This is a genomic window from Kribbella sp. NPDC104740 (assembly GCF_055583505.1).
Genome location: NZ_JBVJNV010000005.1, coordinates 156,796 through 181,511, shown reverse-complemented (window position 1 = coordinate 181,511; position 24,716 = coordinate 156,796). Strand labels below are relative to the sequence as shown.

Below are 24,716 nucleotides of genomic sequence, written 5' to 3'. Positions count from 1 at the left end.
CCGTGACCCCCTCGAATCAACCTGACCGTCCGGCTGGTGCAAGCTCATCATCCCGAATAAAATTCCGCGCCCGCGACACACCCCGATAACCTGTCGGTGTGATCGATGCCAAAACGCTCCGTGAGAACCCCGATGTCGTCCGTGCCGCGCTGACCAAGCGCGGCGATTCGCCGGCCAAGGTCGACGAGATCCTGGTGGCCGACAGCGAGCGCCGATCGTCGATCGCGGCCTTCGAGGCGCTCCGGGCGGAGCAGAACGGCCTCGGCAAGCAGGTCGCGCAGGCCAAGGGCGACGAGCGGACCGCGCTGCTGGAGCGCACCAAGGCGCTGGCCGCTGAGGTGAAGACCCATCAGGCGACCGCGAACGAGGCCGAGAAGCGCTTCGACGTACTGTCCCGCGCCCTGCCGAACCTGGTCTCCGACCAGGCTCCGGTCGGTGGCGAGGACGACTTCGTCGTGCTGGAGGAGATCGGCAAGCCGCGCGACTTCGCGGCCGAGGGCTTCGAGCCGCGCGACCACCTGGAGCTCGGTGAGCTGCTCGGCGCGATCGACATGGAGCGCGGCGCGAAGGTCTCCGGCGCCCGGTTCTACTTCCTGAAGGGCGTCGCCGCCCAGCTCCAGCTCGGCATGCTCCAGCTGGCCATCAACCAGGCCGTCGAGTACGGCTTCACCCCGATGATCACCCCGACGCTGGTCAAGCCCGAAGTGATGGACGGCACCGGGTACCTGAACGCCCACGACGACGTCTACCGCCTGGAGGAGCCCGAGCTCTACCTGGTCGGTACGTCGGAGGTCGCGCTGGCCGGTTTCCACATGGACGAGATCGTCGACCTGTCCAACGGCCCGGTGCGGTACGCCGGGTGGTCGTCCTGCTACCGCCGCGAAGCCGGCTCGTACGGGAAGGACACCCGCGGGATCATCCGGGTCCACCAGTTCGACAAGGTCGAGATGTTCTCCTACTGCAGCCTCGAGGACGCCGAGGCGGAGCACCAGCGGCTGCTGGGCTGGGAGAAGGAGATGCTCGACAAGATGGAGCTGGCCTACCGGGTGATCGACACCGCGACCGGGGACCTGGGCGCCTCGGCGTACCGGAAGTTCGACTGCGAGGCCTGGGTCCCAACCCAGGGCGCCTACCGCGAGCTCACCTCTACGTCGAACACGACCGACTACCAGGCCCGCCGGCTGAACATCCGGCACCGCGACGCCGACGGCAAGACCCGCCACGTCGCGACGCTGAACGGCACGCTGGCCACCACCCGGTGGATCGTCGCCATCCTGGAGACGCACCAGCTGCCCGACGGTTCGGTCCGTGTCCCGGTCGCGCTGCGCCCGTACGTCGGGGGCCGCGAGGTCCTCGAGCCGGTCCGCGGATGACGGCGACCGCCGGCTGGCGGCCGCAGGCGATCGCGCTCGACATCGACGGCACCCTGGTCGACCACGACGAGCGGATCTCCGCCGCCGTGGTCGACGCCGTCGCACGGGCGTCGGCGCAGGTGCCGATCGTCCTGGCCACCGGCCGGTCCTGGCAGTCGACGGTGCCGGTCGCCGAGCTGCTCGGGCTGACGTCCGGATTCGTTGTCGTGAGCAACGGTGCGCGCACGCTGAGCTACCCGGCGGGGGAGATCGTCGACGAGCGCACCTTCGACCCGGCGACCGTGATCGCCTCGGTCCGCGAGCACGCGCCGAACGCGCGGATGGCGGTCGAGGAGCACGACGGCGGGTACCGGGTGACCGCGCCGTTCCCGGACGGCGACCTCGGCGGTGACGCGATCCGCGTGGTCTCGGACGCCGAGCTGGCGCCGGAGCCGGTGACCCGCTTGATCATCCGCGACCCGGACGCCTCGGAGGCCGACTTCGTCGAGCTCGCCGAGCGCCTGGGGCTGCACGGGGTCAGCTACTTCGTCGGCTGGACCGCGTGGCTGGACATCGCGCCGGAGGGTGTCGACAAGAGCACCGGGCTGAAGGTCGCGCTGGCGCAGCTGGGTGTCGAGGCGTCCGGCCTGGTCGCGATCGGCGACGGCCGCAACGACATCGAGATGCTCACGTACGCCGGGCTCGGCGTCGCGATGGGTGCGGCGCCGGACGAGGTGAAGGCGGCCGCCGACGAGGTGACCAAGTCGGTCCAGGACGACGGCGTGGCCGCCGTACTCAACCGCTGGTTCTGACCCGAGCCACCACCGCCCGGCTCGACCCACCTGCGCCTTTCAAGTACCGGCCACCGATCGGTGGCCGGTACTTGAAACCTCGCCGGCGACGAGGTCAAGTCTTTGCTTCCTGGTCGAACAGTTCAGCACCAACGACAAGGCCCGGAATCCCTGCTGGTGCAGGGTTTCCGGGCCTTCGTGTGGTGACCGATAGTCCGCTGGCGGGCCGAGTATCGGTCAGGCGACGCGGGTGCTGCGGGTGCGCGGTGCCGGGCCGGGCTGGTCCACCACGGCGTCGAACGCGTCCAGGACGGCGCTGACCTCCGGACGGGCCCGCGGTGCCTTGGCGGCGGGGCTCTGACCGCGGCGCGCCCTGCGCAGGTGGCGCTTCACGGTGGACAGCGAGCATCCGAGCCGCATCGCGAGCGACTCGAGGCTGTCGTTGGGGTACTGGGTCCGCAGACGCAGGACCTCTTCGTGGCTGACCGGCCGGCGGGTCCCGCGAGCCCCGGCGAGCTGGTCGAAGTCGTCGGCCTGGACCTCGACGTCCAACAGGTTGCGCATTGAACGACGTTGTACAGCAGTGGTTCCGGCGACGAAGCCGCTGACGTCGTGCTCGGCCACCGCGCTGAACAGGCAGTCGGTGAACAGCGGGCAGGAAGCGCACACCTTCTTGGCTTCCCGAACGAGCTGGTCGTACCGCTCCCTGGTGCGACGGGTCGCCGACGCGGGCGGCGGCTCCTCCATCAGGCGGTGCTGGAAAACATCTGTGCGTGCAGTACAGCCGGTCATGGCCCCTTCCATGATGGAAGATGTGTCGACAGCCGCACGGGCGGACCTGGCCCCCGGTGGGTTGGCGGTGTTGACAGTCATCGTGGCTCCCCAAGTTCCAGGACTCGATGAACGAACGGTGAATGCTGTTCGAACACCCGAGCCCACTAGCTGATGGACCGACGCTCGTTGCCGACCCACCCCTGTTTTGTCCGGCGCTAGGCGCACCGATCCATAACTGTTGACGCCACCGATCCGGATTTGGTTGCACCCAATTCCGCACCAGTTCCTCGACGTTCTTCCCGGCGTGGGTCGGACCGGATGTGATGATCCGGAACAAGGCGTACGACGCGTGCGAACCGCCCCTGGTTCCCCGCCAGCCACCGCATGAAATCATGCGCAAACCGTGCAGCGCAGGGGAACTTGCTGCCTTTGCAGCATCCTGCCGTAACGGTCTGGTGACGTTGTTCAATGGTCAATCAGATTGCATGGAAAACGATCTCCAGATGGTTGCGCGATGAGTGTTCGAAGGAGTAAAGAGCCCTTGCCCTTTCGGATCCCGAACACTGCCCACGGACCGTTACGGTAAGCACGTGTCGACGCCCGAAACACCCCGCCTGGTGGCCACCGACCTGGACGGCACGCTGGTCCACAGTGACACCACCGTCTCCCCGTTCACCCGAGCGACCGTGCTCGCGATCCAGGAGGCCGGGGCCGTCTTCGTGATGGTCACCGCCCGGCCACCGCGCTGGTTGCACGACTTGTCATATCTGGTCGGAGAGCACGGGGTCGCGATCGTTGCCAACGGCGCCATTCTGTACGACGTCGCGCACCGGCGCCCGATCCGCACCCGGCTGATCGATCCGGCCGTCGCGCTCGAGGTCGCGGAGGCGATCCGGGCCGCCGTACCGGACGTGGAGTTCGCGATCGAGCGACCGGACCGCTACGGACAGGAACCGCACTACGTGAACCGCTGGCCGCGGCCGGACGACACCCTGGTCGCCGCGATCGACGAACTGCTGGCCGAACCGGCCGCGAAACTCCTGGTCCGGCACGACGTCCTGCACTCCGACGAGCTGCTGGCCAAGGTCGCGCCGATCGTGGGGGAGCGGGTGGCCGCCAGTCACAGCGGCGGCGACGGGCTGGTGGAGATCGCCGCGAGCGGCGTCTCGAAGGCCGCGATGCTGGCCGATTTCGCCGCGGAACAAGGAATTTCGGCCGCCGAGACGATCGCCTTCGGGGACTCGGTGAACGACCTGCCGATGCTGAGCTGGGCCGGTACGTCGTACGGCGTGGGCAACGCGCACCCCGAGGTGCTCGCGGTCGTCGACCACGTCTGCCCGACGAACGACGAGGACGGTGTCGCCACCGTCCTCGCCGAGTTGTTCGATCTCTAGAGGTACATCCCGCCGCTGCCCGGGCCGTCGGTGCTTCCGTTCGCCTCGGGCGCGCCCGGGAAAGCGCCGCCCTCGGGCAGCTGCTGACCGCCGGGCAGCGCGCGGCGCATGTGCTCCAGCTGCTGGCGCGCGGCCATCTGCTGGGCGAACAGCGCCGTCTGGATGCCGTGGAACAGGCCCTCCAGCCAGCCGACCAGCTGGGCCTGCGCGATCCGCAGCTCGGCCTCGGTCGGCGTGCTGTCGTCGGTGAAGTCGAGGCTGAGCCGCTCCAGCTCCTCGACCAGCTCCGGTGCCAAACCGCTCTCCAGCTCCTTGATCGACGCCTCGTGGATCGCCTTCAGCCGCTGCCGGGACGCCTCGTCGAGCGGAGCGGCCTTCACCTCTTCGAGGAGCTGACGGATCATGTTCCCGACCCGCATCACCTTGGCCGGCTGCTCGACCAGCTCGGTCACCGAGCGTGGTTCGTCGGTCGCGTCGTCGTCGGCGTCGCGCGGCGGCCCCTCGACGGCCATCCCGTCCGGCCCGACGATCAGGATCTTGCCGTCCTCGGTCCGAGCCCCCGCCATCGGGACTTCCTGGCCCTCGTTGCTGGTGTCCTTGCTCATCTGCCCATCCTAGAAGCACCCCCGCACGGGGTCTGTGGGTGAGCTGCCCGGCTGCGTCTTCTGCGCGCCCGCTACGCGATTGCGGGGCTACGCCGTTCGCGCGCTTCGCGGTCGCCCGCTACGCGGTCCGCGCGCGGTGCCGGCGGACGGCGTCCCGGTTGGAGCACGCGGGGCTGCAGTAGCGCTGCTTGCCGCCGCGGGACAGATCGGCGTACACGTTGTCGCACCCGTCGGTCGCGCAGCGGCCGAGCCTGCTGATCCCACGGCCGGCCAGGTGCAGCGCCGTACCGGTGCTGATCAGTGTCGCGACCAGTCGCCCGACCGGGACCTTGTCCGGCCGGTAGTGCATGTGCCAGCCGTCGCCGGCGTGGTTGGTCAGCCGCGGGTGCTCGGTGTACTTCGCGAGCATTGCGTTGACCAGGTCGACCCGCTGCTGCTCATCGGTGGCGTCCACCACCTCGATCCACTCCTCCAGCGCGAGCCGCACGGTCACCAGGTCTTCCGGTGTCACGTGGACGCCACGGACGTTGCTGGTGACGACGCCGCTCTCCTCGCAGCGCGTGGCCAGCTCGTCCGCCGTGGCGGCCGGGTTCGTGACCAGGTTCACCGCCAGCAGGACGGCGTCGGCGCCGTAAGGGTTGAGATGCATAATGCCATTACAGCACGATGGATCCATGATCACCAGGGAAGAAGTCCACCAGCACGTCTGGCATGTCGTGTCCACGCACCCCGTCAGCGACGGACTGCTCGTCTACCGCCGCTGCAATTGTGGCCAATGGCAACTACTTACGGTGTGAAAAGCCTGTCCAGGTGAGTGTTCAGCGATTGTACGAGGAACGCATTGCGCTCTTCGGCCGGCAGGGTGAGCCCCTGGATCACCAGCCCGTCCAGTACGGCGAGCAGCAGCCCCGCCTCGGTCTCGGTGTCGGTCACCTCGGCCAGGTCGCCGTCCGCGATCGCCGCGTCGAGCAGCCGCGCGAACGCGACCCGGAGCTCGGCGTCGGTCGCCGCCGCAATCCCCGCCAGCATCGGTGAAGTCACCGAGGCGGCGCTGAAAGCCAGCCAGACCCGGGCGTCCCGGGCGCGGCCGTCGTCCAGCGGCAGCCACAGCTCGAGGGCCTCGCGCAGCACCTTGCGCGGCGGGCCGGACAGGTCGATCGTGGCCAGCTTCTCGTCGAACCGCTCGCTGACGTGGCGGAACGCCGACGCCACCAGCTCGTCCTTGCTGCGGAAGTAGTACTGCACCTGCGCCAGCGAGATCCCGGCCGCCGCCGCGACGGTCCGCATCGTCGCGGCCTCCAGGCCACGCTCCGCGATCACGTCGAGCACCGCGTCGAGCACGTGCGCACCGCGCCGCTGTTCCCCAGTCACACCCCTGACGGTAGCCCTTGGCAACGACATCCGGGGCGATTCCGTGCAACGGATCCGTCTCGGCGGGCTGTTCCGGCGCAGTCAGCTGTCCCGGATCAGCCGCCGGACCAGCCGCTCGGCGGTCGCGTCGACGTCGTACGGGTGCCCGACGCCCGGCGTCAGCCGGTCCAGCACCAGGCCGTCGATCGCGAAGTGCAGCAGGCGAACCTCCTCGGCCCCACCCGGCAGCCCGGCGTTGACGTGGAACGACACGTCCCCGTCGAACCCCTGCCGCAACGTTCGCGCCAGGATCTCGGACAGCTCCGGCCGCCGGGTCGCCTCCAACCGCAGCTCGAACAACGCGAGCGGCAGCTCGGGATTCGCCAGCAGCCGCTCGACGATGTATCGCACGTAGTCGACCATCAGATCGACCGACGGCTCACGCGCCGCGAGCGGCTCCAGGCGGTCGTCGGTCGGCGCCAGGCGTTCGAAGATCCGCTCCCCGAGCGCCCCGAGCAACGCGTCGCGGGTCCGGAAGTAGTTGGACGCCGTACCGGCCGGGAGGCCCGCGGCCGCGTCGACCGCGCGGTGGGTGAGGCCGCGGGCGCCGGCCTCGGCGAGCACGGCGAGGCCCGCGTCGGCGAGCTGGGTACGGCGTTCGGGGTTCCTGGGCATGTTGACAAGCCTACCAGTCGTCCACTACAACTGTCGTACTCAACCACAACAGCTGTAGTGCAAGGAGTGCGTATGCAACCCGCCGTCTTCGGCGCCACCGTCGTCACCTCCCAGCCCACGAAGGTCGCCGCGTTCTACGCGGACCACTTCGACCTCCAGGTCACCATCGACCTGGGCTGGTTCATCTGCCTGCGCCGCGGCGACGCGGCCTGGGAACTGGCCATCTCCGAGCGCGGCCACGCCTCGGTCCCGGCCGCCGTCTCGGCGCTCACCGAGAGCACCAACGTGTTCGGGTTCGTCGTCGACGACGCCGACAAGCTCGCCGCCCAGCTCGTCGAGGCCGGCGTCGAGCTGGCCTCGGAGCTCGTCACCGAGCCGTGGGGGCAGCGGCACTTCTTCGTCCGGGACCCCGAGGGCACCTGGCTGGACGTGATCCAGCTGGTCGCCCCCGACCCGGAGTGGATCGCCGCCAACACGCCGACGTGACCGGCGTACGGCGTACCGGCCGCTGGGCAGGTCAGAGGGTGAGCAGGATCTTCCCGATCTGGGTGGACTGCTCGAGCTCCTCGTGCGCCTTCGCGACCTGCTCCAGCGGGTACGTCGCGTGCACGATCGGGCGCACCTTCTTGGCCTCGACCAGCGGCCAGACGTGCCCGACCACCTCGGCCAGGATCCGGCCCTTGTCCTCGACCGACCGGCTGCGCAGCCCGGCGGCGGTGATCGAACCGCGCTTGGCCAGCAGCCGGCCGAGGTCGAGCTCGCCCTTCGCGCCGCCCTGCATGCCGATCACGACGATCCGGCCGTCGAAGGCCAGCGACTTCACGTTGTCGGTCAGGTATTTCGCGCCGATGATGTCCAGGATCACGTCCGCGCCGGCCTTGCCGGTCGCCTCCCGGACCACCGAGGCCCACTCCGCGTCCTTGTAGTTGATCGCGACGTCGGCGCCGAGCCGGGTGCAGAAGTCCATCTTGTCGGTGCTGCCGACCGTGCAGAGCACCCGCGCGCCGTGCGCGACCCCGAGCTGGATCGCCATCGTCCCGATCCCGGACGCGCCGCCGTGCACCAGCAGCGTCTCGCCGTCCTTCAGGTGCGCCTTCATGAACACGTTCGACCAGACGGTCGCGACCACCTCGGGCAGCGCCGCGGCGCTGACCAGGTCGATCCCCTCCGGCACCGGCATCACCTGCGGCGCGGGTACGACGACCTTCGCGGCGTACCCACCGCCCGCGAGCAGCGCACAGCACTCGTCCCCGACCGACCAGCCCTCGACCTGCTCGCCGACCGCGCTGATCCGCCCCGACACCTCGAGCCCGATCGTGCCCGGCGCGCCGGGCGGCGGCGGATAGTGCCCCTGCCGCTGCAACAGGTCGGCGCGGTTCACGCCCGCCGCGACGACCTCGATCACGACCTCGTCGACGTTCGGCGTGGGATCCTCGATCTCGCCGACCGTCAGAACCTCGACACCCCCGGCACCTTCACACACGACAGCTCGCATACTCGCCACCGTACTGCGTCCCGCCGGACTACGCGCCGAGCAGCCCGGTGATGTCCGTCGCGATCGAATCCAGCGGATCGGTCGTGCCTATCAACGCGAACCAGTCCCATAGCTCGAGCGCGTGGTAGAGCCGGTAGGTCGCCGTCCGCTCCTCCCAGTCGGCCGGCAGTTCGCCGTACCCCTTCAGCAGCCCGTCGAGCTTGGTCTGATCACCCTTGATCGAGTAGTACTGCGCCTTCGCCAGATCGAGCAGCGGGTCGGCGGCGATCGCGTTCTCCACGTCGACGATCCCGTTCAACCGCGAGGTCGCCGGGTCGACCAGCAGGTTCCCCTCGTGGAAGTCGTTGTGGCACAAGACCGGCCGGTCCTCGTCAGCGACCGGATGCGCGGCGACGTACTCGACGATCCTGTCGCGCAGCTCCGCATCCCCACCAAGCTCCTCGAACTCCCGCACCTTCTTCGCAAACTGCCGCTCCATGTAGCGCCCGTTCGAAGGCAACGGCTCCAGCACCTGGTCAGTCAGATACCCGTACGCCGGCTGCTTGATCCGATGAATCCGCGCCAGCAACTCGCCAGCCTGCTCGTAGACGACCCCGTAGTCGGCCTTGTCGACCTCAGACAACGGCACTCCGTCCACCTTCGACAGCACCGTCGCGCCCGGCTCCAGATGAACCACCGAAGGCACCATCTCCCCAACCTCAGGCGCCAGCAGCCCGTACACGTAAACCTCTTTGGCCTGCTTCCAAGCCCACTCCGGGTCGTAGACCTTGACGATCACCGCCTCCCCGCCGGCGTTCCGCACCTCGAACACACTCGACAACTGCCCACCCGACCGCGGCAGGATCTCCGCAATCTCCCATCCAGGCAAGGCTTTCCGCACCACCCCGGCAACATCCATCCGGGCAGCCTAGGGATTCCGCGGGCTGCGAGGCGACTGAATTACTCGGTCGGTGCGGCCGTCTCCGGGTCGTCCAAGTCCGCCCAGGTGTCCACATCCCGCCCCGCGCGCGTCGGCTCGCTCCACAGCATCTTCAGTCCCGCGAACGTCCGCCGTACCGACTGATCCCTGGGATCACCCACCGCCTCGACAGCCGCGCTGAGCGCCTCCCGCCGGTACGCCGCCGCAAGTGGTTGCTCACGGCCCCCAATATCCCGCAGCCCGTGCCCGTCGTATTCGCCGATCCCCTCAACTAGCCCCGCGACATCGCCCGCCGTCAACCACGGCAGGTCACACGAAACCAGCACCACGACAGGCGCCGTACCGAACCCCAACCCCGCCGCAACCCCAGCGACCGGCCCACCCGCAGGCGGATCCTCCTGCGTCCACTCAACGGCGCGACAAGTCTCCCGCACCGGCCCCACAACAACCGTCGACACCGCCGACTCGGTTGCCCCCAGCACCCGATCGAGCAGCGAGACCCCTTCCAGCACGACCGTCGCCTTGTCCACCCCGCCGAACCGCCGCGACGCCCCACCCGCGAGCACCACCACGTCGTACCTCAACGCGGCGTCACCGTGAACCGCCGGTTCGCCAGCGACGGGTTCTTCCGCCGTACGTCGGCCAACCGCTCGCCCGAGATCTCCGCCACCGCAACCCCATCGGCCTCACCAACGGCAGCGACCGCGACCCCCTGCGGATCGATCACCTGGCTCAGCCCGGAGTACTTCCGCCCGTTCTGCGCCGCCGACACGACGTAGCAGGTGTTCTCGATCGCCCGGGCGGTCAGCAACGTCTCCCAGTGATGCTCCTTCAACGGCCCGCGCACCCAGGCCGCCGGTACGACGAGCGCATCCGCCCCCGCGTCCACCAGCGCCCGCGACAGCTCCGGAAACCGCAGGTCGTAACAAGTCATCAGCCCGAACTTCAGCGAGCCGATCCGCACCACGACCGGCGCGACATCCCCCGGCGTCAGCTGATCCGACTCCTTGTAGCCGAACGCGTCGTACAGGTGGATCTTCCGGTACGCCCCGAGCAGGTCGCCGTCAGCCCCGACCGCCAGCAGCGTGTTGTACGGCCGGTGCTCGTCGCAGCTCCGCTCGAACATCCCCGCGACGATCGCCGTCCCGTGCTCCGCCGCGCACTTGCGCAACGTGCTCACAAACTCGCCGTCCAGCGCCTCCGCCAGCGGCCCGACCGAACCGCCCTCGGCCGCGAAGTCGGCCATCATCGCCTCGGGCAGCACCACCAGATCGGGGCGCCCGGCAGCGGCCTGCGCCACCCACCGGACCACCGCCTCCCGGTTGGCGGCCTTGTCCCCGGAACTCGCGGTCTGCACCACAGCGATCCTCATGTCCCCATGGTGCCGCATCGCTCAGACCTTGCACCTGACACGACGTGAGGTCCTAGCGTCGAACCCATGACGTCCCGCACCTGGAAGATCGGCGAGCTCGCGACGGCCACCGGCCTGAGCGTCCGCGCGCTGCACCACTACGACGAGATCGCGCTGCTCCGCCCGACGTCCCGCGGCCCGACCGGGCACCGGCTGTACGCCGACGCCGACGTTCGGCGCCTGCACCGCATCCTCGCCCTCCGCGGTTTCGGCCTGACACTGACCGAGATCGGCCAGCTCATCGACGGCGACGTCCCCGATCCGCGGGGGTTGATCCGTCGTCAGCTCGACCAGGTCGAGGCTCAGCTGGCGGCGGGTGCTGAGCTGCACGACCGCTTGCAGTCCGTCCTGGCCGCGCTGGACGCGGCCAACCAGCCGACCACCGAGTCATTGCTCACTCTCATCGAAGGAATGAACGCCATGAACCGCACCCTCACCCAGCAGGAGCTCGACACGATGACCGCTCAGCGTGAGCAGTACCGCGACAGTCTCAGCCCCGACGAGCTCGCCGCGCTCGAGGCGGCCCGCCGCCGGGCCGTGGAGTCGATGACCGAGCGTGAGCTGGAGGAGATGCGTTCCCGCCGGGCCGCGCTGATGCCGCGCTGAGCTGCGCCGTGCCGCGACGGTGCCGCGCTGAGAGGCCCCTGGGACCGCCCAGGCGCGCCGGGTTAGCCTCGCTCCCGTGCCTGTGGACGGATTCGACCTGGACCATCACGGAGACCTCGAAGTCGGTGACGGCCTCACCGATCTCGCCGTCAACGTGCGTGCCGGTACGCCGCCGCCGTGGCTGCTCGACGAGATCACCGCGAGCCTCACCGATCTCGCCGCCTACCCCCGGTCCGGCGCGGCCGTCGCCGCGGTCGCCGCTCGCCACCGCTGCGACCCCGACCAGGTCCTGCTGACCGCCGGCGCCGCCGAGGCGTTCGTCCTGGTCGCCCGCGCGTTCCGGCCGCGGCACCCGGTCGTCGTCCACCCGCAGTTCACCGAGCCGGAGTCCGCGCTGCGCTCGGCGGGGCACCTCGTCGACCGCGTCGTGCTGCGCGCCGAGGACGGCTTCACGCTCGACCCGGCCGCCGTACCGGCCGCCGCCGACCTGGTCGTCGTCGGCAACCCGACCAACCCGACCTCGGTCCTGCACCCGGCCGACACGCTGCGCGAGCTCGCGCGGCCGGAGCGCATCCTGGTGGTCGACGAGGCGTTCATGGACGCGGTTCCGGGCGAGCCCGAGTCGTTGGTCGGCGCGTCGATTCCAGGGCTGGTGGTGATCCGCAGCCTGACCAAGACGTGGGGGCTGGCGGGTCTTCGCGTGGGGTACGTCGTCGCGGCGGCGGCGCTGGTCGAGCAGTTGGCCGCCGTACAGGCGCATTGGCCGTTGTCCACACCCGCCCTCGCGGCAGCGATCGCGACGAGCACTCCTGAGGCTGTTGCCGAGGCCCACCAAGCAGCTGAGGCCTTCGATGCCCAGCGCACCCACCTCCTGACCGGGCTCACCTCGTCACCGCGCGTGCACTCGTACGGCGTACCGCGGGCGCCCTTCGTCCTCGTCCACGTCGACGGCGCGGTGCAGCTCCGTGAGGAGCTCCGTCGCCGCGGTTTCGCCGTACGGCGGGGTGACACGTTCCCCGGCCTCGGCCCCGACTGGCTGCGGATCGCGGTCCGCCCCGAACCGGTGACCGACGCGTTCCTCAAGGTCTGGTGGGACCTGCTCGGCTGAGCCCTTCCGCCGCTCCGGCAGATCGCCGTAGAACTGACGGGAGCTTGTGATCCCGCCAGGGGTTTAGCCCCGATCTACTTTGCGCACAGGGTGGGCACGCAAGTCCCCCTCGAGAGGAGCAGCATCATGGGTCTGAACGACGACGACATGACCACCTCGTCCGGCGACGGTGAAGGTCTCGCTGACGGGGGCGCCACCCCCGGCGGCCACGACGGCGGCGCCGACGGCGGTGCGGGTGGCGGCGGCTACGGCGGCGGCGAGGGCCCCGCGGACGGCGGCGCGAACCCGGGCGGTCACGACGGTGGTGCTGACGGCGGCGCGGGCGGTGGCGGCTACGGCGGCGGCGAAGGCCCGGCCGACGGCGGCGCGAACCCCGATGGCCACGACGGCGGTGCTGACGGCGGCGCCGGTGGTGGCGGCTACGGCGGTGGCGAGGGTCCGGCCGACGGCGGTGCGAACCCGGGCGGTCACGACGGCGGTGCTGATGGCGGCGCCGGTTCGGAAGGTCCCGCGGACGGCGGCGCGTCGCCTGGTCTCAGCGACGGCGGCGCCGACGGAGGAGCCGACAGCGGCGCCGAGGGCCCCGCGGACGGCGGCGCTTCGCCCGGTACGAGCGATGGTGGCGCGGACGGCGGTGCCAGCGGTAACTCCGGAAGTTGGTGAGCGCCGTGCCGGAGACCGGGCCGCAACCGGACAGCAGCCCGGCCCTCCGGCGCTGCGTCGCCGGCGACCCAGAGAATTTCGCCACCAACTACTGGGGCCGCCGAGCGCTGTTCTCGAGAGCTGAGGAGCTCGCCCCGGCGCGCCCTGCCTCGGCCGGCGCGAGCGCACCTGCCCCGGCTGGCTTCGCCGACCTCTTCAGCCTCGAAGCAGTCGACGAACTCCTCTCCCGCCGCGGCCTGCGCACCCCGTTCCTCCGCATCGCCAAGAACGGCTCGGTCGTCGGCGACAACCAGTTCACCGGCCCCGGCGGCGCCGGCGCCGAGATCGGCGACCAGATCCGCGACGACAAGGTCGCCCAGCTCTTCGCCAGCGGCCACACCGTCGTACTGCAGGCTCTGCACCGCACCTGGCCCGCCCTCGTGGACTTCTCCACCCAACTAGCGTCCGAGGCCGGCCACCCGGTCCAGATCAACGCGTACATCACCCCCGCCGAGTCCCAGGGCTTCGCGGCCCATTACGACGTACACGACGTCTTCGTCCTGCAGGTAGCCGGCGAGAAGCACTGGACAGTCCACGAGCCAGTCCACGTGGACCCGCTCCGCAACCAACCGTGGACAGACCACTCCCAAGCAGTAGCGGACGCAGCCCGAGACCAGCAGCCAGTAGTAGACGCCGTACTACGACCAGGCGACGCCCTCTACGTCCCGCGCGGCTTCCTCCACTCAGCCAAAGCACTAGGCGGCGTAAGCGCCCACCTCACCATCGGCCTCCACACCCTGACCCGCTACCTCCTCATCCAGGAGCTAGCGGCCCTGGCCGCCAACGAGGTAGACCTCCGCACAGCCCTCCCCCTCGGCTTCAACCCCGGCGACCCAGCCCAGCTGGCCCCCGAACTGGAAAAGGTCAAGGCCCTCTTCACCGACCACCTCCAAACCGCCACCCCCGAGGCCCTGGCCACCCGCCTCCGCCGCCGCACCTGGTCCGGCAACCGCCCAGCCCCGCTGCCGCCCTTGGCCCACGCGGCAGCAATCACCAACCTGGCCATCGGCACCACCCTCCAGGCCCGCCAAGGCCTGAACCACCACCTAACCCCCGGCACTCCGAGCACTGCCGGCACCTCTGGCACTGCGGGCACTTCTGGCGCTCCCGGCACCGCCAACACTCCCGGTACGGCCGGCACCCCCCTCCGCCTCCACCTCCCCGACCGAACCATCACCTTCCCGGCCGACGCCTTCGAAGCCCTCACCACAGCCCTCTCCGGCACCCCCTTCAAAGTCGGCGACCTCCCCGGCCTAGCCCCGGAGGACCAGCTCGTCCTAACCCGCCGCCTGATGACAGAAGCAGTCCTAGTAACAGGCCCCCAGTGACCCAACCCCCACCACCCCGCTACACCCCCACCACCGGCTGCGCCGCCACCGCCGAACGCCGCCAAGACCCCCTCTACGCCACCGCCCCACCCGCCGAACGCTGGCTCCTCATAGAACTCAACGCCCCCTGGCCCAGAGCAGCCCTAACCGCGCTGAAGCACTCCACCCCACCCAACAACACGCCCGCGGCCCCACCAGACAACCTCGCCACCCACCTAGCCCAACTCTGCGCCCAACTCCACACCCGCCCAGTCCTGATCCGCCGCCACGGCCGCACCACCCCCCGCCCCCGAACCGGCACCGCCCCCGCGCCCTCCACCGGCGCCCTTGCCTCCACCGCTGCTCCGTCCAACACCTCCACCGAAGCGCCTGCCCGCACGTCCGATGCCAGCCCTTCGCCCACCTCCGCACCCCCACCCCGCCGCTGGTTCCTCGTCGACTCCCGCCCCGGCCACGAATCCATCCGCACCGGCCTCCTCCCCACCGACGAGCACCTCCTCCAGGTCCTCACCGGCGCCGACCAGGGCACCCTCCACCCAGACCCGATCTACCTCGTCTGCACCCACGGCCGCCACGACGCCTGCTGCGCAGTCCGCGGCCGCCCCGCCGCAGCAGCCCTCACCGCCGCCTACCCCGACCGCACCTGGGAGTGCAGCCACATCGGCGGCGACCGCTTCGCCGCCAACCTCGTCTTCCTCCCCGAAAGCCACTTCTACGGCCACGTCCCCGCCACCGAAGCCGTCCCCCTCGCCGAGGCCCACACCAACGGCACCATCACCCCCACCTACTTCCGAGGCAACGGCGCCCTCCCCCCACCAGCCCAAGCCGCCCAACACTTCGCCCGAGCCGCCGGCCACACCCTCGCGCTGAACGCCCTGACCCCAGTGGCAGTGACCCAACCAGCCCCCAACCACTGGTCAGTAACCCTCCAAACCACCCAATCCCAAACCCTGACCGTCGACCTCAAAGCCGAAACCCGCACCATCAACGCCCAACTCACCTGCGCCACCCAACCCCCAGGCCACCTCCGCCACTTCACCCTCGCCGCCCCCATCCGCACTAACACCGCCTGAGCCCACACCCCCGCTCACAGGCCCTACCGGGCAACGGCACACCCACCGAATCAGCGCTCCAGCCCGCCCCGCAACAGCCCCACCGCAAACACCAACCCCCGAGGCCAATCACCCACCCGCGCATGCCTCAACCGCCAGCAGCCGAGCGAGGCTTCGACCACCGGCCCGCCCCGCAGGGCGTATGGACGCAGGGCAGCAACGGCTCAGCAGCGGCGCAGCCCAAGGCTCCAGGACGCGCGGCAGCGACTGCTCAATCCACAGGCCACTAAGCGCGGTAGCACGGCACGGCCCGCAGGGCCCGCCACGCAATGGCTCAACCGCGAGGCCAATCTACGAGCACAATCAGCCACACCAGGCCCCCGCAACCGTTGGCAGCCGACAGATTTCAACCACCGGCTTAGTCCACGGGCCGGCCAGGCAAGCCACGGCTCAGCCCACGGGCCGGCCAGGCAAGGCAGCCACGGCTCAGTCCATGGGCGGGCAGGCAAGGCAGCCACGGCTCGATGACCCGCACTGCCCAAGAGGCTCAACCCCTGGTCAGCCCACGGCACCGAACGCCCGTCACCCAACGGGTTCCGACCGCCTACTCAGCCCCCGGCTCCCCAACCACCCGGTCCTCCCGGTGCGCCCCGTAGTACTCCGACTGCCGCGCCATGATCTCCCGCATCGACGTCCCCCTCGGCACGCCGTACACAGTCCCCGGGAAGTCCATGGGCTCCTGCGCAGCCCACAGCTCCTCGTGCCGGTCAGGTGAGAACAGCTCCGCCGGATCACCCGCCGCGATCCACCCGATCGGCAGCACCGTTCCGGCGGCCAATCGTGAGTTCACGTGCAGCACGCTGTTGATCCGCAGCTCCGAGCCCGCGCCGACAACCGCACCAGGGAACACCGCAGCGCCCGTAGCGAGGAAGACCTCGTCCTCGACCGTGGCGCCGTTCACGTGGGCGTGCGGGCCGACGAGGACCGCGTCGCCGAGCAGCGCTGGATGGTCGGCCCGGCCGCGGACCAGGGCGTTCTCCATCACCACGCAGTTCGTTCCGAGGCGGATCTCGCCGTTCTCCGCGGTCAGGACTGCGCCGTGCAGCACCCGGCAGCCTTCTCCGAGCACGACTGCACCGCACAGCACCGCCGACGGAGCGACGTACGCCGACTCCGGCACGACCGGAGTCCGGCCGCGATGTTCGAGCAGCATCTGCTGTCCCCTCTCGTCGTCCACCACCTTCCCGCGTCAGTCTGCAATGTCGAAAGCTCTCCAACGCCCGGGGCCTCACCTCCCCGGGCGGCCATCGCCGCGCCGGCCGTCCACGTCGTGGTGGGAGGTTCGGCCGTACGGACGAAGGTCTTGGTTGGAAAGAGGTACCGCGCGCTACACGGAAAACATTAGAACACCTGTTCGAAGCAATGCAAGAAACCCTGACGCCTCAGTTGTCGTGTCGCAGGACGTCGATCCGAAACCGCGTTGACAGCGGACCGGCCGACCCGGTCCGATGGGGCTCGTGAGTCCCCGCAAGGTCCACGCCGATCAGGTCGAGATCGACACACCGCTCGTCCGCGAGTTGGTGGCCGGTCAGTTCCCGCAGTGGGCGGCGTTGCCGGTGGACCCGGTCGACTCCAACGGATTGGTGAACGCGATCTACCGCCTCGGTCCCGACCTGTCCGTACGGCTGCCGCTCCGGCCCTCGGTCACCGACATGGTGCAACGGGAGCAGGCGAAACTCGCGGCACTCGCGCCGTTCCTGCCGGTGGCCATCCCTTCTGTCGAGGCGATCGGCTCACCCACCGACGCGTTCCCGGGCGAGTGGTCAGTCCACCGCTGGTTCACCGGCAGGCACCCGCGCCCCGACGCACTCGCCGACCCACGCGGGCTGGCGACGGACCTCGCGGCGTTCGTCGACGCGTTCCGGCGGATCGACCTGCCGGACCGGCCGCCGGCGTATCCGGGCGAGCGCCGGACGCGCGCTCCGATGGTCGAGCTGGACTCCCCGACGCGGACGGCAATCGGCGATCTGGAGGGACTGATCGACACTCGCGCAACGCTGGCGTCGTGGGAGGAGTCGCTCGCCGCACCATCCGACGAGCGCCAGGTGTGGGTGCACTCGGACCTGACGCCGGGCAACCTGCTCGTGTCGGCGGAGGGCCGACTGACCGCGGTGCTCGACTTCGAGACCTGCGGCCTCGGCGATCCGGCATGCGACCTGTTCCCCGCGTGGCACCTACTGCCCGCGAACGTCCGCGACGAGTTCCGTACGGCGCTGGACGTCGACGACGCGACATGGCTCCGCGGACGTGGGCGCGTGCTGTCCCAAGCCCTGATCGTGTGGTCGCACCACAAGGACACCAACCCGGAGATCGCGAACCACGCGCGGCACGTCATCGGCGAGGTACTAGCAGCTCCTCAACGCCGCTGAGCGGTCGCATCCGGCAGCGCCCGGTCCAGTACGACGAGCGTGATCGCTGCCGCCAGCGCCAGCCCGGAGATCGCCAGCCACGGCACCGCGTGCCCCACCACGAACAGCTGCGCGAAGAAGACCGGCACCAGCACGCTCGCGAAGGTGAACGAGTACTGCCAGTACGACAGGTACTTCCCCTGCCCCCGCTCCGGCGCAACAGCTGCAGCCAGTGCGTTGCCGGTTGCCGCATGCAGCACGTCACCAGCAGCGAAGAAGGCCGTAGCCAGCACCAGCCCCGGTACGACGAGCGCAGCCGGCACGTGCAGGAGCCCAGCCATCAGTAGCCCCCACACCATCCAGATCAGCCCAACCAGGACCATCACGTTCATCTTGCGCCGCTTCTCCGTGTGGCGAACCACCAGAGTCTGCCCAGTAGCCAGTACGACGGACACCGCCGCCAGCAGCACCCCCACCAGCCACTTGGGCGCAGGCAGCGCCTCACTCACGTATACCGGCAGCCCCACACCCATCAGCATCGTGCAGAGCGCCAGCACCGTGTTGGCTCCGATCAGCACCAGGAACGGCCTGTCATGCCGCAGCAACGGCACCGGCCCGCTGTCCTCGACAGCCCGAGCAGTGTGGTCCGGGTGGATGAGCAGCATCAGTACGCCGGCCACGAAGAACGTCACCGCGTTCAGCCCGATCGCCAGCAGGAACGGTAGGTCCCCGTTGAGCGTCAGCAGCGCACCAGCCGCCAGCGCACCCAGCCCGAACCCACCGGCCTGCATCATCCCGCCCAGCCCGAACCAGCGGTCCCGGTCGCCGTCGTCGGAGACGTCAGCCAGCAGGCTGAAGATGGACGACCAGAACACGCGCTGCCCGGTAGTGGTCAGCAGAGCACACAGGAACAGCAGCCACATCGACCGCCCGAAGAAGAACCCGACAAACGCCAGCCCCTGCGCGAACTGCGCCACCGTCACCAGGTTCCGCGGCCCCACCCGGTCGATCACCAGCCCCACCGCAGCCGGCGCAGCCACGGAGAACAGCGTCGCCACGGTCAGCAGCACCCCCGCCGTACCCAGCGGAATGTCAGCGACCCGTACGAAGAACAGCAACAGCAGCGGCCCAGCACAGCCACCACCGAACGAGTCAATCGCCAGTCCGACGAGCAGGGGCACCCGTCCACGAACGTTGGGCAGACCCAGGGACACCGCTGCAGGCATGAGGAGGCACTCCGTTCTCGGCCGCCGAGCCTAACAACCCACCCCGCACCCCTCCACGCCTTTATCCCGTCCCCAACCCGCTATCCTCGACCCTCGGCAGGACTCCGCACCACGAGCCCCGCCTGGAGGGCTCGCATAGTGGCCGAGTGCGCTGGTCTTGAAAACCGGTATGGCGGGTGACCGTCATCGTGGGTTCGAATCCCACGCCCTCCGCCCACTCGACAGACCGTCTGCGTGCCCCGCGTGACCCGAGGAGGGTCGTAGGTGGCTACCTCCGTCCCAAGGCGAGGTAGAGCGCGGCGGCGATCAGAGCCACGGCGGCGCCGATCATAGTGACGAGGATGGAATTGGTGGCTAGGTAGAGCGAACTGACGGCGCTCAGGACCGTGGCGATCAGGCCGCCGAGTGAGTTCTTGCCGCCTGGGTCTTGCGGGTTGCCGGCCGACCGTGAAATTCCAACTTCTTTGCTCATGGCTGTTCCGTTCATGTCCTAGAGCCTCACCGGAGCCAGGGTGGATGAACGTCGGTACGCTGTCGGGGCGGAGATCAGATTGACCGTCGTCGCAAGGCGAGGAGCCGGCGATCCGCCGGACATTCGCCGCCTCTGTCGAGTTTCCTGCGACCACTCGGATGCGCTGAAGACGAGCGGTGCGGTCACGAGGATGTTCGTGTCCGTTTCAACCGTAAAACATCCACCTATGGCTTCGATTCGCCGTAGATTTTATTCTGTTGTCACGGAATAGTCGCGGCGCTGACTTTCTCTTGTCACCGGTAGTCAGGTGTGGTCGGCTGTGGCCTTGCGTTGTCTGTGGCATCACGAGGGGTGAGGCGTGAGGCGCAAACAGGATCCGGCAATTTCACTGGAGGATGCGCTCCGCTGGTTGGCGACGCGGCATGCGCGGCCGCTCGAACATCTCGAGCACGCGCTTGTGGATCCCACTGGTGAGTCAGCCGCCGCGCTCGGCCTGCTGGTCGATCCGACCAGCTCGTTGCCTGATCCGACTCCGCGCCGGCGATCGTTGGCGATCTGGGGGCTGCTGATCGACGAAGTCGGCCGGATCGGGTCATCGGAGGACTCGCGGCGAAGGAACACTTTGCGAGCTGCGTTCCGGATGCAGTGCAGAGCAGAGATCGTGGGTCCGTGGAAGGCGACGCTCGGCGCGAGGTTCGAGCAGTTGAAGGCCGCCAGGGCGGTGTTCGGTGATCGACCGCCGGACACCTGTACGCCTATGCACCGAGCGTGGAAGGCAGGGCTGGTGACCCGCCTGGTGCCGAATCTCCAGGAGAAGCTCGAGAGTTTCGCACGTGACGGCGATCAATGGCTACGTTGCATCGACACCGCGGAACGGATCGAGTCCGAGGCGGCAGGCGGCGGTCAGACCACCGAGCCCGACATCACAGATCCCGTCTCGGGATATCGGACGCCACACCAGAGCGCCCAGCCGGTCTTCCTGGAACTCTTCGTCACAACGGTGTTCATGCGCCGTCGTACCGTCTACCGCCGCATCACGGAGCGTTTGGTCGAGGCCCGGGCGGAACGTGTCGACGGGTACACGGCCAAGGCCCTGATAGGTGATGTCAGGAAGTCGGAACGGCTGCCGGTGCGGGCGCTCTGGGGCTGCACCGTCGTGGAGTCGGGGGCCTCGCCGGTGCTGACTCGGCTGGTGTTCCCACGCGTCCTCAGGTACGGCGAGAAGCATGCGTTCTCCTCGGAGACGATCAGCAAGAATCCCAGCGAGGAACGTGAGTGGGTCAACGTGGAAATCGACCACTACGGGATCGCTCCGGGGCGTCGACTGCATGGCCTTTTGCCGGTGAGTGGACTGACGATTCGAATCAGGTTCGATGAAGAGCCTGAGGCGTGCTGGTGGTATGTCGAGGAGACCGAGAACGGTCGTCGCGTCAAGCCGCCTGAAGGGAGTCCGCAGTATCTCACCATCGAGGACGGTCAAGTCGAGCATACTTTCCCAGAAATTTGCCAGCCGCGCGACAACTACGGCGTGTCGCTCTTCTGGAAGCGCTAATGTGCGCCACACCTATTTCTACAGAGGGAGTTGAGCATGACCGGCGGTGGCGGTAACGGGGGCAATGGGGGAAGCAGCGAGAACTGATCGCTGCACCGATCGAATTGGGCTGTGTCTCCTGCGGAGATGCAGCCCCGTCTTTTGCCCCGCCATCCCGACCTCCAGCAAGTCATTGATTCGGGACGGCAGCCTCAGCCTCGGTAGGCGCCGAAGGAGTGGATGGTCACCGTGCCGCTCTTGCTGACCTTGTTGAACCGGAGGCGGTAGGTGCCTCGGGGGACGGAGCCGAAGGACAGGGTGCCGACGGTTTTGAACGTTGTGCAGGCGACGTCGGCGGTCTGGTCGACGTCGCCCCAGCTGCCGCCAGTGGTCTGCTTCTGGAGGCGGACGTCCCAGTAGCCGCCGGCGGAGACGCCGTAGTCGCAGGAGGCGTTGTAGGACACCTTGATCACGCCGCCGTTGCCGGTGAAGGTGCGGAGGGCGGAGACGCTGTCCCGGAAGCGGTAGTTGGTGCCCTGGACCAGGTAGGTCACCGCTTCGCTCTGCGGGGTGCTGGCGATGAGTCCGGCCGACGTGGCCAGGACGAACGACAGAGCCACCAGGGCAGTACGGGTCAGCTTCTTCACTTCGCACCTCTCGACAGGCAGCCCGGGGACTCCGGAGCTGAACGTCGGGGACGTTACGAGCAGCCGCTGTCACCTTGCTGCCCGTACTCCGCCCGTACCGGGCTCACTGAGGGAACGACAAGTGCTGGTGGATCATCTTCCAACCCTCCGGCGTGTGCTTGAAGATCCGCGTCGCCCGCGAGCGGGTCTCGACACCCTCGGAGGCGATGTGGTCGATGCCCCAGGCAACGGCCAGGTCGTCGCGGGCAACGATCGTGTGGTCGGGTGTGGTGAACGAGGCCGGGGTCTCCAGCCCAGCCGCGCAGACCTCGCGGACGGCGTCGCGGCCGACGTACTCGAGCGGGCCGGCGTGTTCGTACGAGACGACATCAGGCGCGATCGCCTCCATCAGGCCGTCGAGGTCGCGGGCGGCGGTCTGGGTGGTCCAGTCGTCGAGGACGGAGCGGACGGCGGCCGCGCCGGCCTGCGGTGGGATCTCGTCGTGGGGGAAGGAGTGGTGCTCGTGCGTGACCGTCCAGCGGCCGTCGAGTTTGCGCAGTCCGATGGTGAGGCGCAGGCGTCGCGAGGCGGTTTCGTCGGGCATGCCGCACTTGAGCAGCGCGACGGCGAACGCGACGTCGGCGCCTTCCGTCACATCCAGCGACACCAGCTCGAACGACGCGCCCGAGGCCTGCCACTCGAAGAAGCCGGGCCAGGTCTGCTCGTACGCCGCCAAGCCGCGCACCCCGTCGTACGGCGGCGGCACGTCGAACATCACGATGTCGTCGGAGTGGTCGGCCAGCACGGTTCTCAGGTCGCCGGTGTGCACCGCCACGACCCAGCGCTCGATCAGTTCACGGATCTCGTCCACAGCAAGTCCTCTCGCCAACGGTTGTCACCACTACAACCCCGCGCCGCGACGAAACTCATCGCGAAAGCTCCGCAGGCAGCCCGTACGCCGCGAAGTCGGCCTCCAGGAACGACACCACCGACGCGATCTCCGACCCCCGCAGCGTCACCACGTCCAGCCCGCACGGCTCGAACCGCCCGTCCACCCACCGGTACGTCGCGAACGCCAGCTGCCCGTTCGCCCGCGCCGGCACGAACCGCCACTCGTCGTGCAGCGGCCCGTCCAGCAGGAACCCGCGGATCCCGTCCCGCCCGGCGAAGAGCTCCGGCAGCGGCGGCATCGAGTACTTCGCGTCGTCGGTCAGCATCGCCACGATCGCGTCCACGTCGCGCGCCTCCCACGCCGCCATGTAGCGCCGCGCCACCTCTCGCTGCCCGTCCTCACCGAGCGTCGCCAGCACCTCCTGTTGCGTCGCCTCGTTGCCAACGACCTGACGCGCCCGCTGCAGCGCGCTGTTGACCGCTGCGACAGTGGTGTCGAGCAGCTCGGCCACCTCCCGAGCAGCAAACGCCAGTACGTCGCGCAGCAGCAGCACTGCCCGCTGCAACGGCGACAGCCGCTGTAGCGACGCCACGAACGCCAGCTCCACGCTCTCCAGCGCCACCACACGTTCCGACGGGTCCAGCGACGCGGTCCAGTCCATCCGGTACTCCGGCAACGCCTCCGACACAGCATCCCCAACCGGCAGAGCCTGCCTCCCTCGCCGCTCGATCAGCGTCAGGCACCTGTTGGTAGCGATCTTGTAGAGCCACGGCCGTACGCCGCCGCGCTCCTCGAAGCGGTCCACAGCGTTCCAGGCGCGCAGCAACGTCTCCTGCACCGCGTCCTCGGCGTCGTGGTCCGAGCCGAGCATGCGGTAGCAGTGGGCGTGCAGCTCGCCGCGCAGCGGGCCGACGAGCTGTCCGAACGCTTCCTCATCCACCTGGTCAGGCTAAGCCGACCCAGCGGTCCAGCGTCGCCGCTGCGGCTCCGGAGTCGATCGCCGCGGCACACTCCTCCAGACACCCCTCCAACGACGGCCGCCCAGGCAGCGTGCTCAGCGCAGCCGCCGCGTTCAGCAGTACGACGTCCCGTACGGCGCCACGCTCGCCGGCGAGCAACCGCCGTACGACGGCAACCGGGTCGGCGGCACGCAGGTCCGAAGCCCGGCAAGGAGCGAGCCCCACCGACCGCGGATCGAACACAGTGGACGTCACCGCACCGTCCCGCACGACCAGCACCCGCGACGGCCCGGTAGTGGTCAGCTTGTCGAGCCCGTCCGAGCCGCGCACGACCAGCACCGAGCAGTCGCGCGATGCGAGCACCGACGCGACCACCGGTAGCATCCGCTCGTCAGCGACGCCGATGAGCCCGTACCGCGGGTCCGCCGGGTTGATGAGCGGTCCGAGCACGTTGAACGCGGTCGGAACGGCCAGCTCACGCCGTACGGCACCGACGTGCAGCAACGCCGGGTTGTAGACCGGTGCATGCAGGAAGGCAATCCCAGCGCGCCTCACGGACTCAACAGGCGACAGGTCGAGCGGCACGCCCAGTGCCTCCACCAGGTCAGCCGAGCCGCCAACAGCCGACGACGCCGCCCGGCCACCATGCTTGACCACCGTCGTGCCGGTAGCGGCGACCACGAGCGACGCCATCGTGGAGATGTTCACCGCACCCGTCCTGTCGCCACCGGTCCCCACGATGTCGACCAGCGGCCCAGCCAGCCGGACAGGCACAGCAGCAGCCCGCAGTACTGACGCGAACCCAGCGATCTCCGCAGGTGTCTCGCCCTTGGCGCGCAGCGCGACCAGGAACCCGGCCACCTGAGCAGAGGTCGCCGAGCCGGCCACCACACCCTCCATCGCCCAGGCGGCGTCGTCCGGCGTCAGGTCGTGGCCGGTGAGAAGGTCCGTGATCAGGCCGGACCAAGTGCGTCGAGCGGTGAGTGCCATGGGGTTCCTCGGTGGGTGCGGGGTCGCCCCGACGAGGAGATACACCAACG

General features: G+C 69.3%; 27 protein-coding genes and 1 tRNA gene. 12 read left to right on the top strand and 16 right to left on the bottom strand.

Annotated features, from left to right (window positions below; genetic code table 11):
* Window positions 1-98: 98 nt before the first annotated feature.
* Together serS and ACZ6Z4_RS26455 are read left to right on the top strand one after the other, a co-directional pair.
* A complete protein-coding gene (gene serS / locus ACZ6Z4_RS26460) occupies window positions 99-1,373 on the top strand; it encodes a serine--tRNA ligase (protein WP_465569579.1) in 1,275 nt (424 codons plus the stop codon).
* Window positions 1,370-2,164: an HAD family hydrolase gene (locus ACZ6Z4_RS26455; protein ID WP_465569577.1), complete on the top strand. Its 795-nt coding sequence runs from the start codon at window positions 1,370-1,372 to the stop codon at window positions 2,162-2,164. The genes serS and ACZ6Z4_RS26455 overlap by 4 nt, the downstream gene beginning before the upstream one ends.
* Window positions 2,165-2,380: 216 nt before the next feature.
* On the opposite strand, the gene ACZ6Z4_RS26450 is transcribed toward ACZ6Z4_RS26455, so the two are convergent.
* Window positions 2,381-2,890 carry a WhiB family transcriptional regulator gene (locus ACZ6Z4_RS26450; RefSeq protein WP_363677791.1) on the bottom strand — a complete coding sequence of 170 codons (510 nt, stop codon included), beginning with the start codon at window positions 2,888-2,890 and terminating at the stop codon, window positions 2,381-2,383.
* 617 nt (window positions 2,891-3,507) lie between these two features.
* On the opposite strand from ACZ6Z4_RS26450, the gene ACZ6Z4_RS26445 reads away from it, so the two are divergent.
* Window positions 3,508-4,311 carry an HAD family hydrolase gene (locus ACZ6Z4_RS26445; RefSeq protein WP_465569575.1) on the top strand — a complete coding sequence of 268 codons (804 nt, stop codon included), beginning with the start codon at window positions 3,508-3,510 and terminating at the stop codon, window positions 4,309-4,311.
* Here ACZ6Z4_RS26445 and ACZ6Z4_RS26440 read toward each other — a convergent pair.
* The 4 genes from ACZ6Z4_RS26440 to ACZ6Z4_RS26425 form a co-directional block, all read right to left on the bottom strand.
* Window positions 4,308-4,916 (bottom strand): bacterial proteasome activator family protein, encoded by a 609-nt coding sequence (locus tag ACZ6Z4_RS26440; RefSeq protein WP_465569573.1) that lies wholly within the window; start codon window positions 4,914-4,916, stop codon window positions 4,308-4,310. The two genes, ACZ6Z4_RS26445 and ACZ6Z4_RS26440, sit on opposite strands and share 4 nt — an antisense overlap.
* Window positions 4,917-5,034: 118 nt before the next feature.
* Complete coding sequence (locus tag ACZ6Z4_RS26435; RefSeq protein ID WP_465569571.1) at window positions 5,035-5,565, bottom strand: CGNR zinc finger domain-containing protein; 531 nt, start codon at window positions 5,563-5,565, stop codon at window positions 5,035-5,037.
* Between the two features lie 137 nt (window positions 5,566-5,702).
* Window positions 5,703-6,287 (bottom strand): TetR/AcrR family transcriptional regulator, encoded by a 585-nt coding sequence (locus tag ACZ6Z4_RS26430; protein WP_465569569.1) that lies wholly within the window; start codon window positions 6,285-6,287, stop codon window positions 5,703-5,705.
* 81 nt (window positions 6,288-6,368) lie between these two features.
* Window positions 6,369-6,941, bottom strand: a complete 573-nt coding sequence (locus ACZ6Z4_RS26425; RefSeq protein ID WP_465569567.1) for a TetR/AcrR family transcriptional regulator — start codon at window positions 6,939-6,941, stop codon at window positions 6,369-6,371.
* A gap of 72 nt (window positions 6,942-7,013) precedes the next feature.
* On the opposite strand from ACZ6Z4_RS26425, the gene ACZ6Z4_RS26420 reads away from it, so the two are divergent.
* On the top strand, window positions 7,014-7,427 hold the full coding sequence (locus ACZ6Z4_RS26420; protein WP_465569565.1) for a VOC family protein: 414 nt from the start codon (window positions 7,014-7,016) through the stop codon (window positions 7,425-7,427).
* 31 nt (window positions 7,428-7,458) lie between these two features.
* On the opposite strand, the gene ACZ6Z4_RS26415 is transcribed toward ACZ6Z4_RS26420, so the two are convergent.
* Genes ACZ6Z4_RS26415 through ACZ6Z4_RS26400 form a run of 4 tightly spaced genes read right to left on the bottom strand, consistent with a single transcriptional unit; the run spans window position 7,459 to window position 10,727 of the window.
* Entirely contained in the window at window positions 7,459-8,436 is a 978-nt protein-coding gene (locus ACZ6Z4_RS26415) for an NAD(P)H-quinone oxidoreductase (RefSeq protein ID WP_465569562.1), read from the bottom strand.
* A gap of 28 nt (window positions 8,437-8,464) precedes the next feature.
* Window positions 8,465-9,334 carry a phosphotransferase family protein gene (locus ACZ6Z4_RS26410; RefSeq protein WP_465569560.1) on the bottom strand — a complete coding sequence of 290 codons (870 nt, stop codon included), beginning with the start codon at window positions 9,332-9,334 and terminating at the stop codon, window positions 8,465-8,467.
* A gap of 41 nt (window positions 9,335-9,375) precedes the next feature.
* A complete protein-coding gene (mobA, locus tag ACZ6Z4_RS26405; protein WP_465569558.1) occupies window positions 9,376-9,939 on the bottom strand; it encodes a molybdenum cofactor guanylyltransferase in 564 nt (187 codons plus the stop codon).
* Window positions 9,936-10,727, bottom strand: coding sequence for a carbon-nitrogen hydrolase family protein (locus ACZ6Z4_RS26400; RefSeq protein WP_465569556.1), 792 nt, complete (start codon window positions 10,725-10,727; stop codon window positions 9,936-9,938). The genes mobA and ACZ6Z4_RS26400 overlap by 4 nt, the downstream gene beginning before the upstream one ends.
* A 66-nt stretch (window positions 10,728-10,793) precedes the next feature.
* On the opposite strand from ACZ6Z4_RS26400, the gene ACZ6Z4_RS26395 reads away from it, so the two are divergent.
* From ACZ6Z4_RS26395 to ACZ6Z4_RS26375, 5 genes are all read left to right on the top strand, one after another.
* Entirely contained in the window at window positions 10,794-11,372 is a 579-nt protein-coding gene (locus ACZ6Z4_RS26395; protein WP_465569554.1) for a MerR family transcriptional regulator, read from the top strand.
* A 76-nt stretch (window positions 11,373-11,448) separates the two neighbouring features.
* A complete protein-coding gene (gene cobC, locus ACZ6Z4_RS26390) occupies window positions 11,449-12,480 on the top strand; it encodes an Rv2231c family pyridoxal phosphate-dependent protein CobC (RefSeq protein WP_465569552.1) in 1,032 nt (343 codons plus the stop codon).
* A 126-nt stretch (window positions 12,481-12,606) separates the two neighbouring features.
* Window positions 12,607-13,143, top strand: coding sequence for a BatC protein (locus tag ACZ6Z4_RS26385; RefSeq protein WP_465569550.1), 537 nt, complete (start codon window positions 12,607-12,609; stop codon window positions 13,141-13,143).
* Window positions 13,144-13,148: 5 nt separating this feature from the next.
* Complete coding sequence (locus ACZ6Z4_RS26380; RefSeq protein ID WP_465569548.1) at window positions 13,149-14,510, top strand: cupin domain-containing protein; 1,362 nt, start codon at window positions 13,149-13,151, stop codon at window positions 14,508-14,510.
* Entirely contained in the window at window positions 14,507-15,583 is a 1,077-nt protein-coding gene (locus tag ACZ6Z4_RS26375; protein ID WP_465569545.1) for a sucrase ferredoxin, read from the top strand. The genes ACZ6Z4_RS26380 and ACZ6Z4_RS26375 overlap by 4 nt, the downstream gene beginning before the upstream one ends.
* A 583-nt stretch (window positions 15,584-16,166) precedes the next feature.
* Here the strand turns inward: ACZ6Z4_RS26375 and ACZ6Z4_RS26370 are convergent.
* The gene (locus tag ACZ6Z4_RS26370) at window positions 16,167-16,799 is read right to left on the bottom strand and encodes a gamma carbonic anhydrase family protein (RefSeq protein ID WP_465569543.1); all 633 of its coding nucleotides are present in this window, start codon (window positions 16,797-16,799) and stop codon (window positions 16,167-16,169) included.
* A 280-nt stretch (window positions 16,800-17,079) separates the two neighbouring features.
* On the opposite strand from ACZ6Z4_RS26370, the gene ACZ6Z4_RS26365 reads away from it, so the two are divergent.
* Window positions 17,080-17,991 carry an aminoglycoside phosphotransferase family protein gene (locus ACZ6Z4_RS26365; RefSeq protein WP_465569541.1) on the top strand — a complete coding sequence of 304 codons (912 nt, stop codon included), beginning with the start codon at window positions 17,080-17,082 and terminating at the stop codon, window positions 17,989-17,991.
* On the opposite strand, the gene ACZ6Z4_RS26360 is transcribed toward ACZ6Z4_RS26365, so the two are convergent.
* Window positions 17,979-19,151, bottom strand: coding sequence for an MFS transporter (locus tag ACZ6Z4_RS26360; protein WP_465569540.1), 1,173 nt, complete (start codon window positions 19,149-19,151; stop codon window positions 17,979-17,981). The two genes, ACZ6Z4_RS26365 and ACZ6Z4_RS26360, sit on opposite strands and share 13 nt — an antisense overlap.
* Before the next feature lie 169 nt (window positions 19,152-19,320).
* On the opposite strand from ACZ6Z4_RS26360, the gene ACZ6Z4_RS26355 reads away from it, so the two are divergent.
* A tRNA-Ser gene (locus tag ACZ6Z4_RS26355) sits at window positions 19,321-19,409 on the top strand.
* A 55-nt stretch (window positions 19,410-19,464) separates the two neighbouring features.
* Here ACZ6Z4_RS26355 and ACZ6Z4_RS26350 read toward each other — a convergent pair.
* Window positions 19,465-19,683 carry a hypothetical protein gene (locus ACZ6Z4_RS26350; RefSeq protein WP_465569538.1) on the bottom strand — a complete coding sequence of 73 codons (219 nt, stop codon included), beginning with the start codon at window positions 19,681-19,683 and terminating at the stop codon, window positions 19,465-19,467.
* A 343-nt stretch (window positions 19,684-20,026) separates the two neighbouring features.
* Between ACZ6Z4_RS26350 and ACZ6Z4_RS26345 the strand changes: the two genes are divergently transcribed.
* Window positions 20,027-21,220 carry a hypothetical protein gene (locus ACZ6Z4_RS26345; RefSeq protein WP_465569536.1) on the top strand — a complete coding sequence of 398 codons (1,194 nt, stop codon included), beginning with the start codon at window positions 20,027-20,029 and terminating at the stop codon, window positions 21,218-21,220.
* Window positions 21,221-21,411: 191 nt separating this feature from the next.
* Here ACZ6Z4_RS26345 and ACZ6Z4_RS26340 read toward each other — a convergent pair whose 3' ends face one another.
* The 4 genes from ACZ6Z4_RS26340 to trpD form a co-directional block, all read right to left on the bottom strand.
* The gene (locus tag ACZ6Z4_RS26340) at window positions 21,412-21,846 is read right to left on the bottom strand and encodes a hypothetical protein (protein ID WP_465569534.1); all 435 of its coding nucleotides are present in this window, start codon (window positions 21,844-21,846) and stop codon (window positions 21,412-21,414) included.
* Window positions 21,847-21,949: 103 nt separating this feature from the next.
* On the bottom strand, window positions 21,950-22,696 hold the full coding sequence (locus ACZ6Z4_RS26335) for a nuclear transport factor 2 family protein (protein WP_465569533.1): 747 nt from the start codon (window positions 22,694-22,696) through the stop codon (window positions 21,950-21,952).
* A gap of 55 nt (window positions 22,697-22,751) precedes the next feature.
* Window positions 22,752-23,657: an RNA polymerase subunit sigma-70 gene (locus tag ACZ6Z4_RS26330; protein WP_465569531.1), complete on the bottom strand. Its 906-nt coding sequence runs from the start codon at window positions 23,655-23,657 to the stop codon at window positions 22,752-22,754.
* A gap of 4 nt (window positions 23,658-23,661) precedes the next feature.
* Window positions 23,662-24,666, bottom strand: a complete 1,005-nt coding sequence (trpD, locus tag ACZ6Z4_RS26325) for an anthranilate phosphoribosyltransferase (protein ID WP_465569529.1) — start codon at window positions 24,664-24,666, stop codon at window positions 23,662-23,664.
* Between the last annotated feature and the right edge of the window lie 50 nt (window positions 24,667-24,716).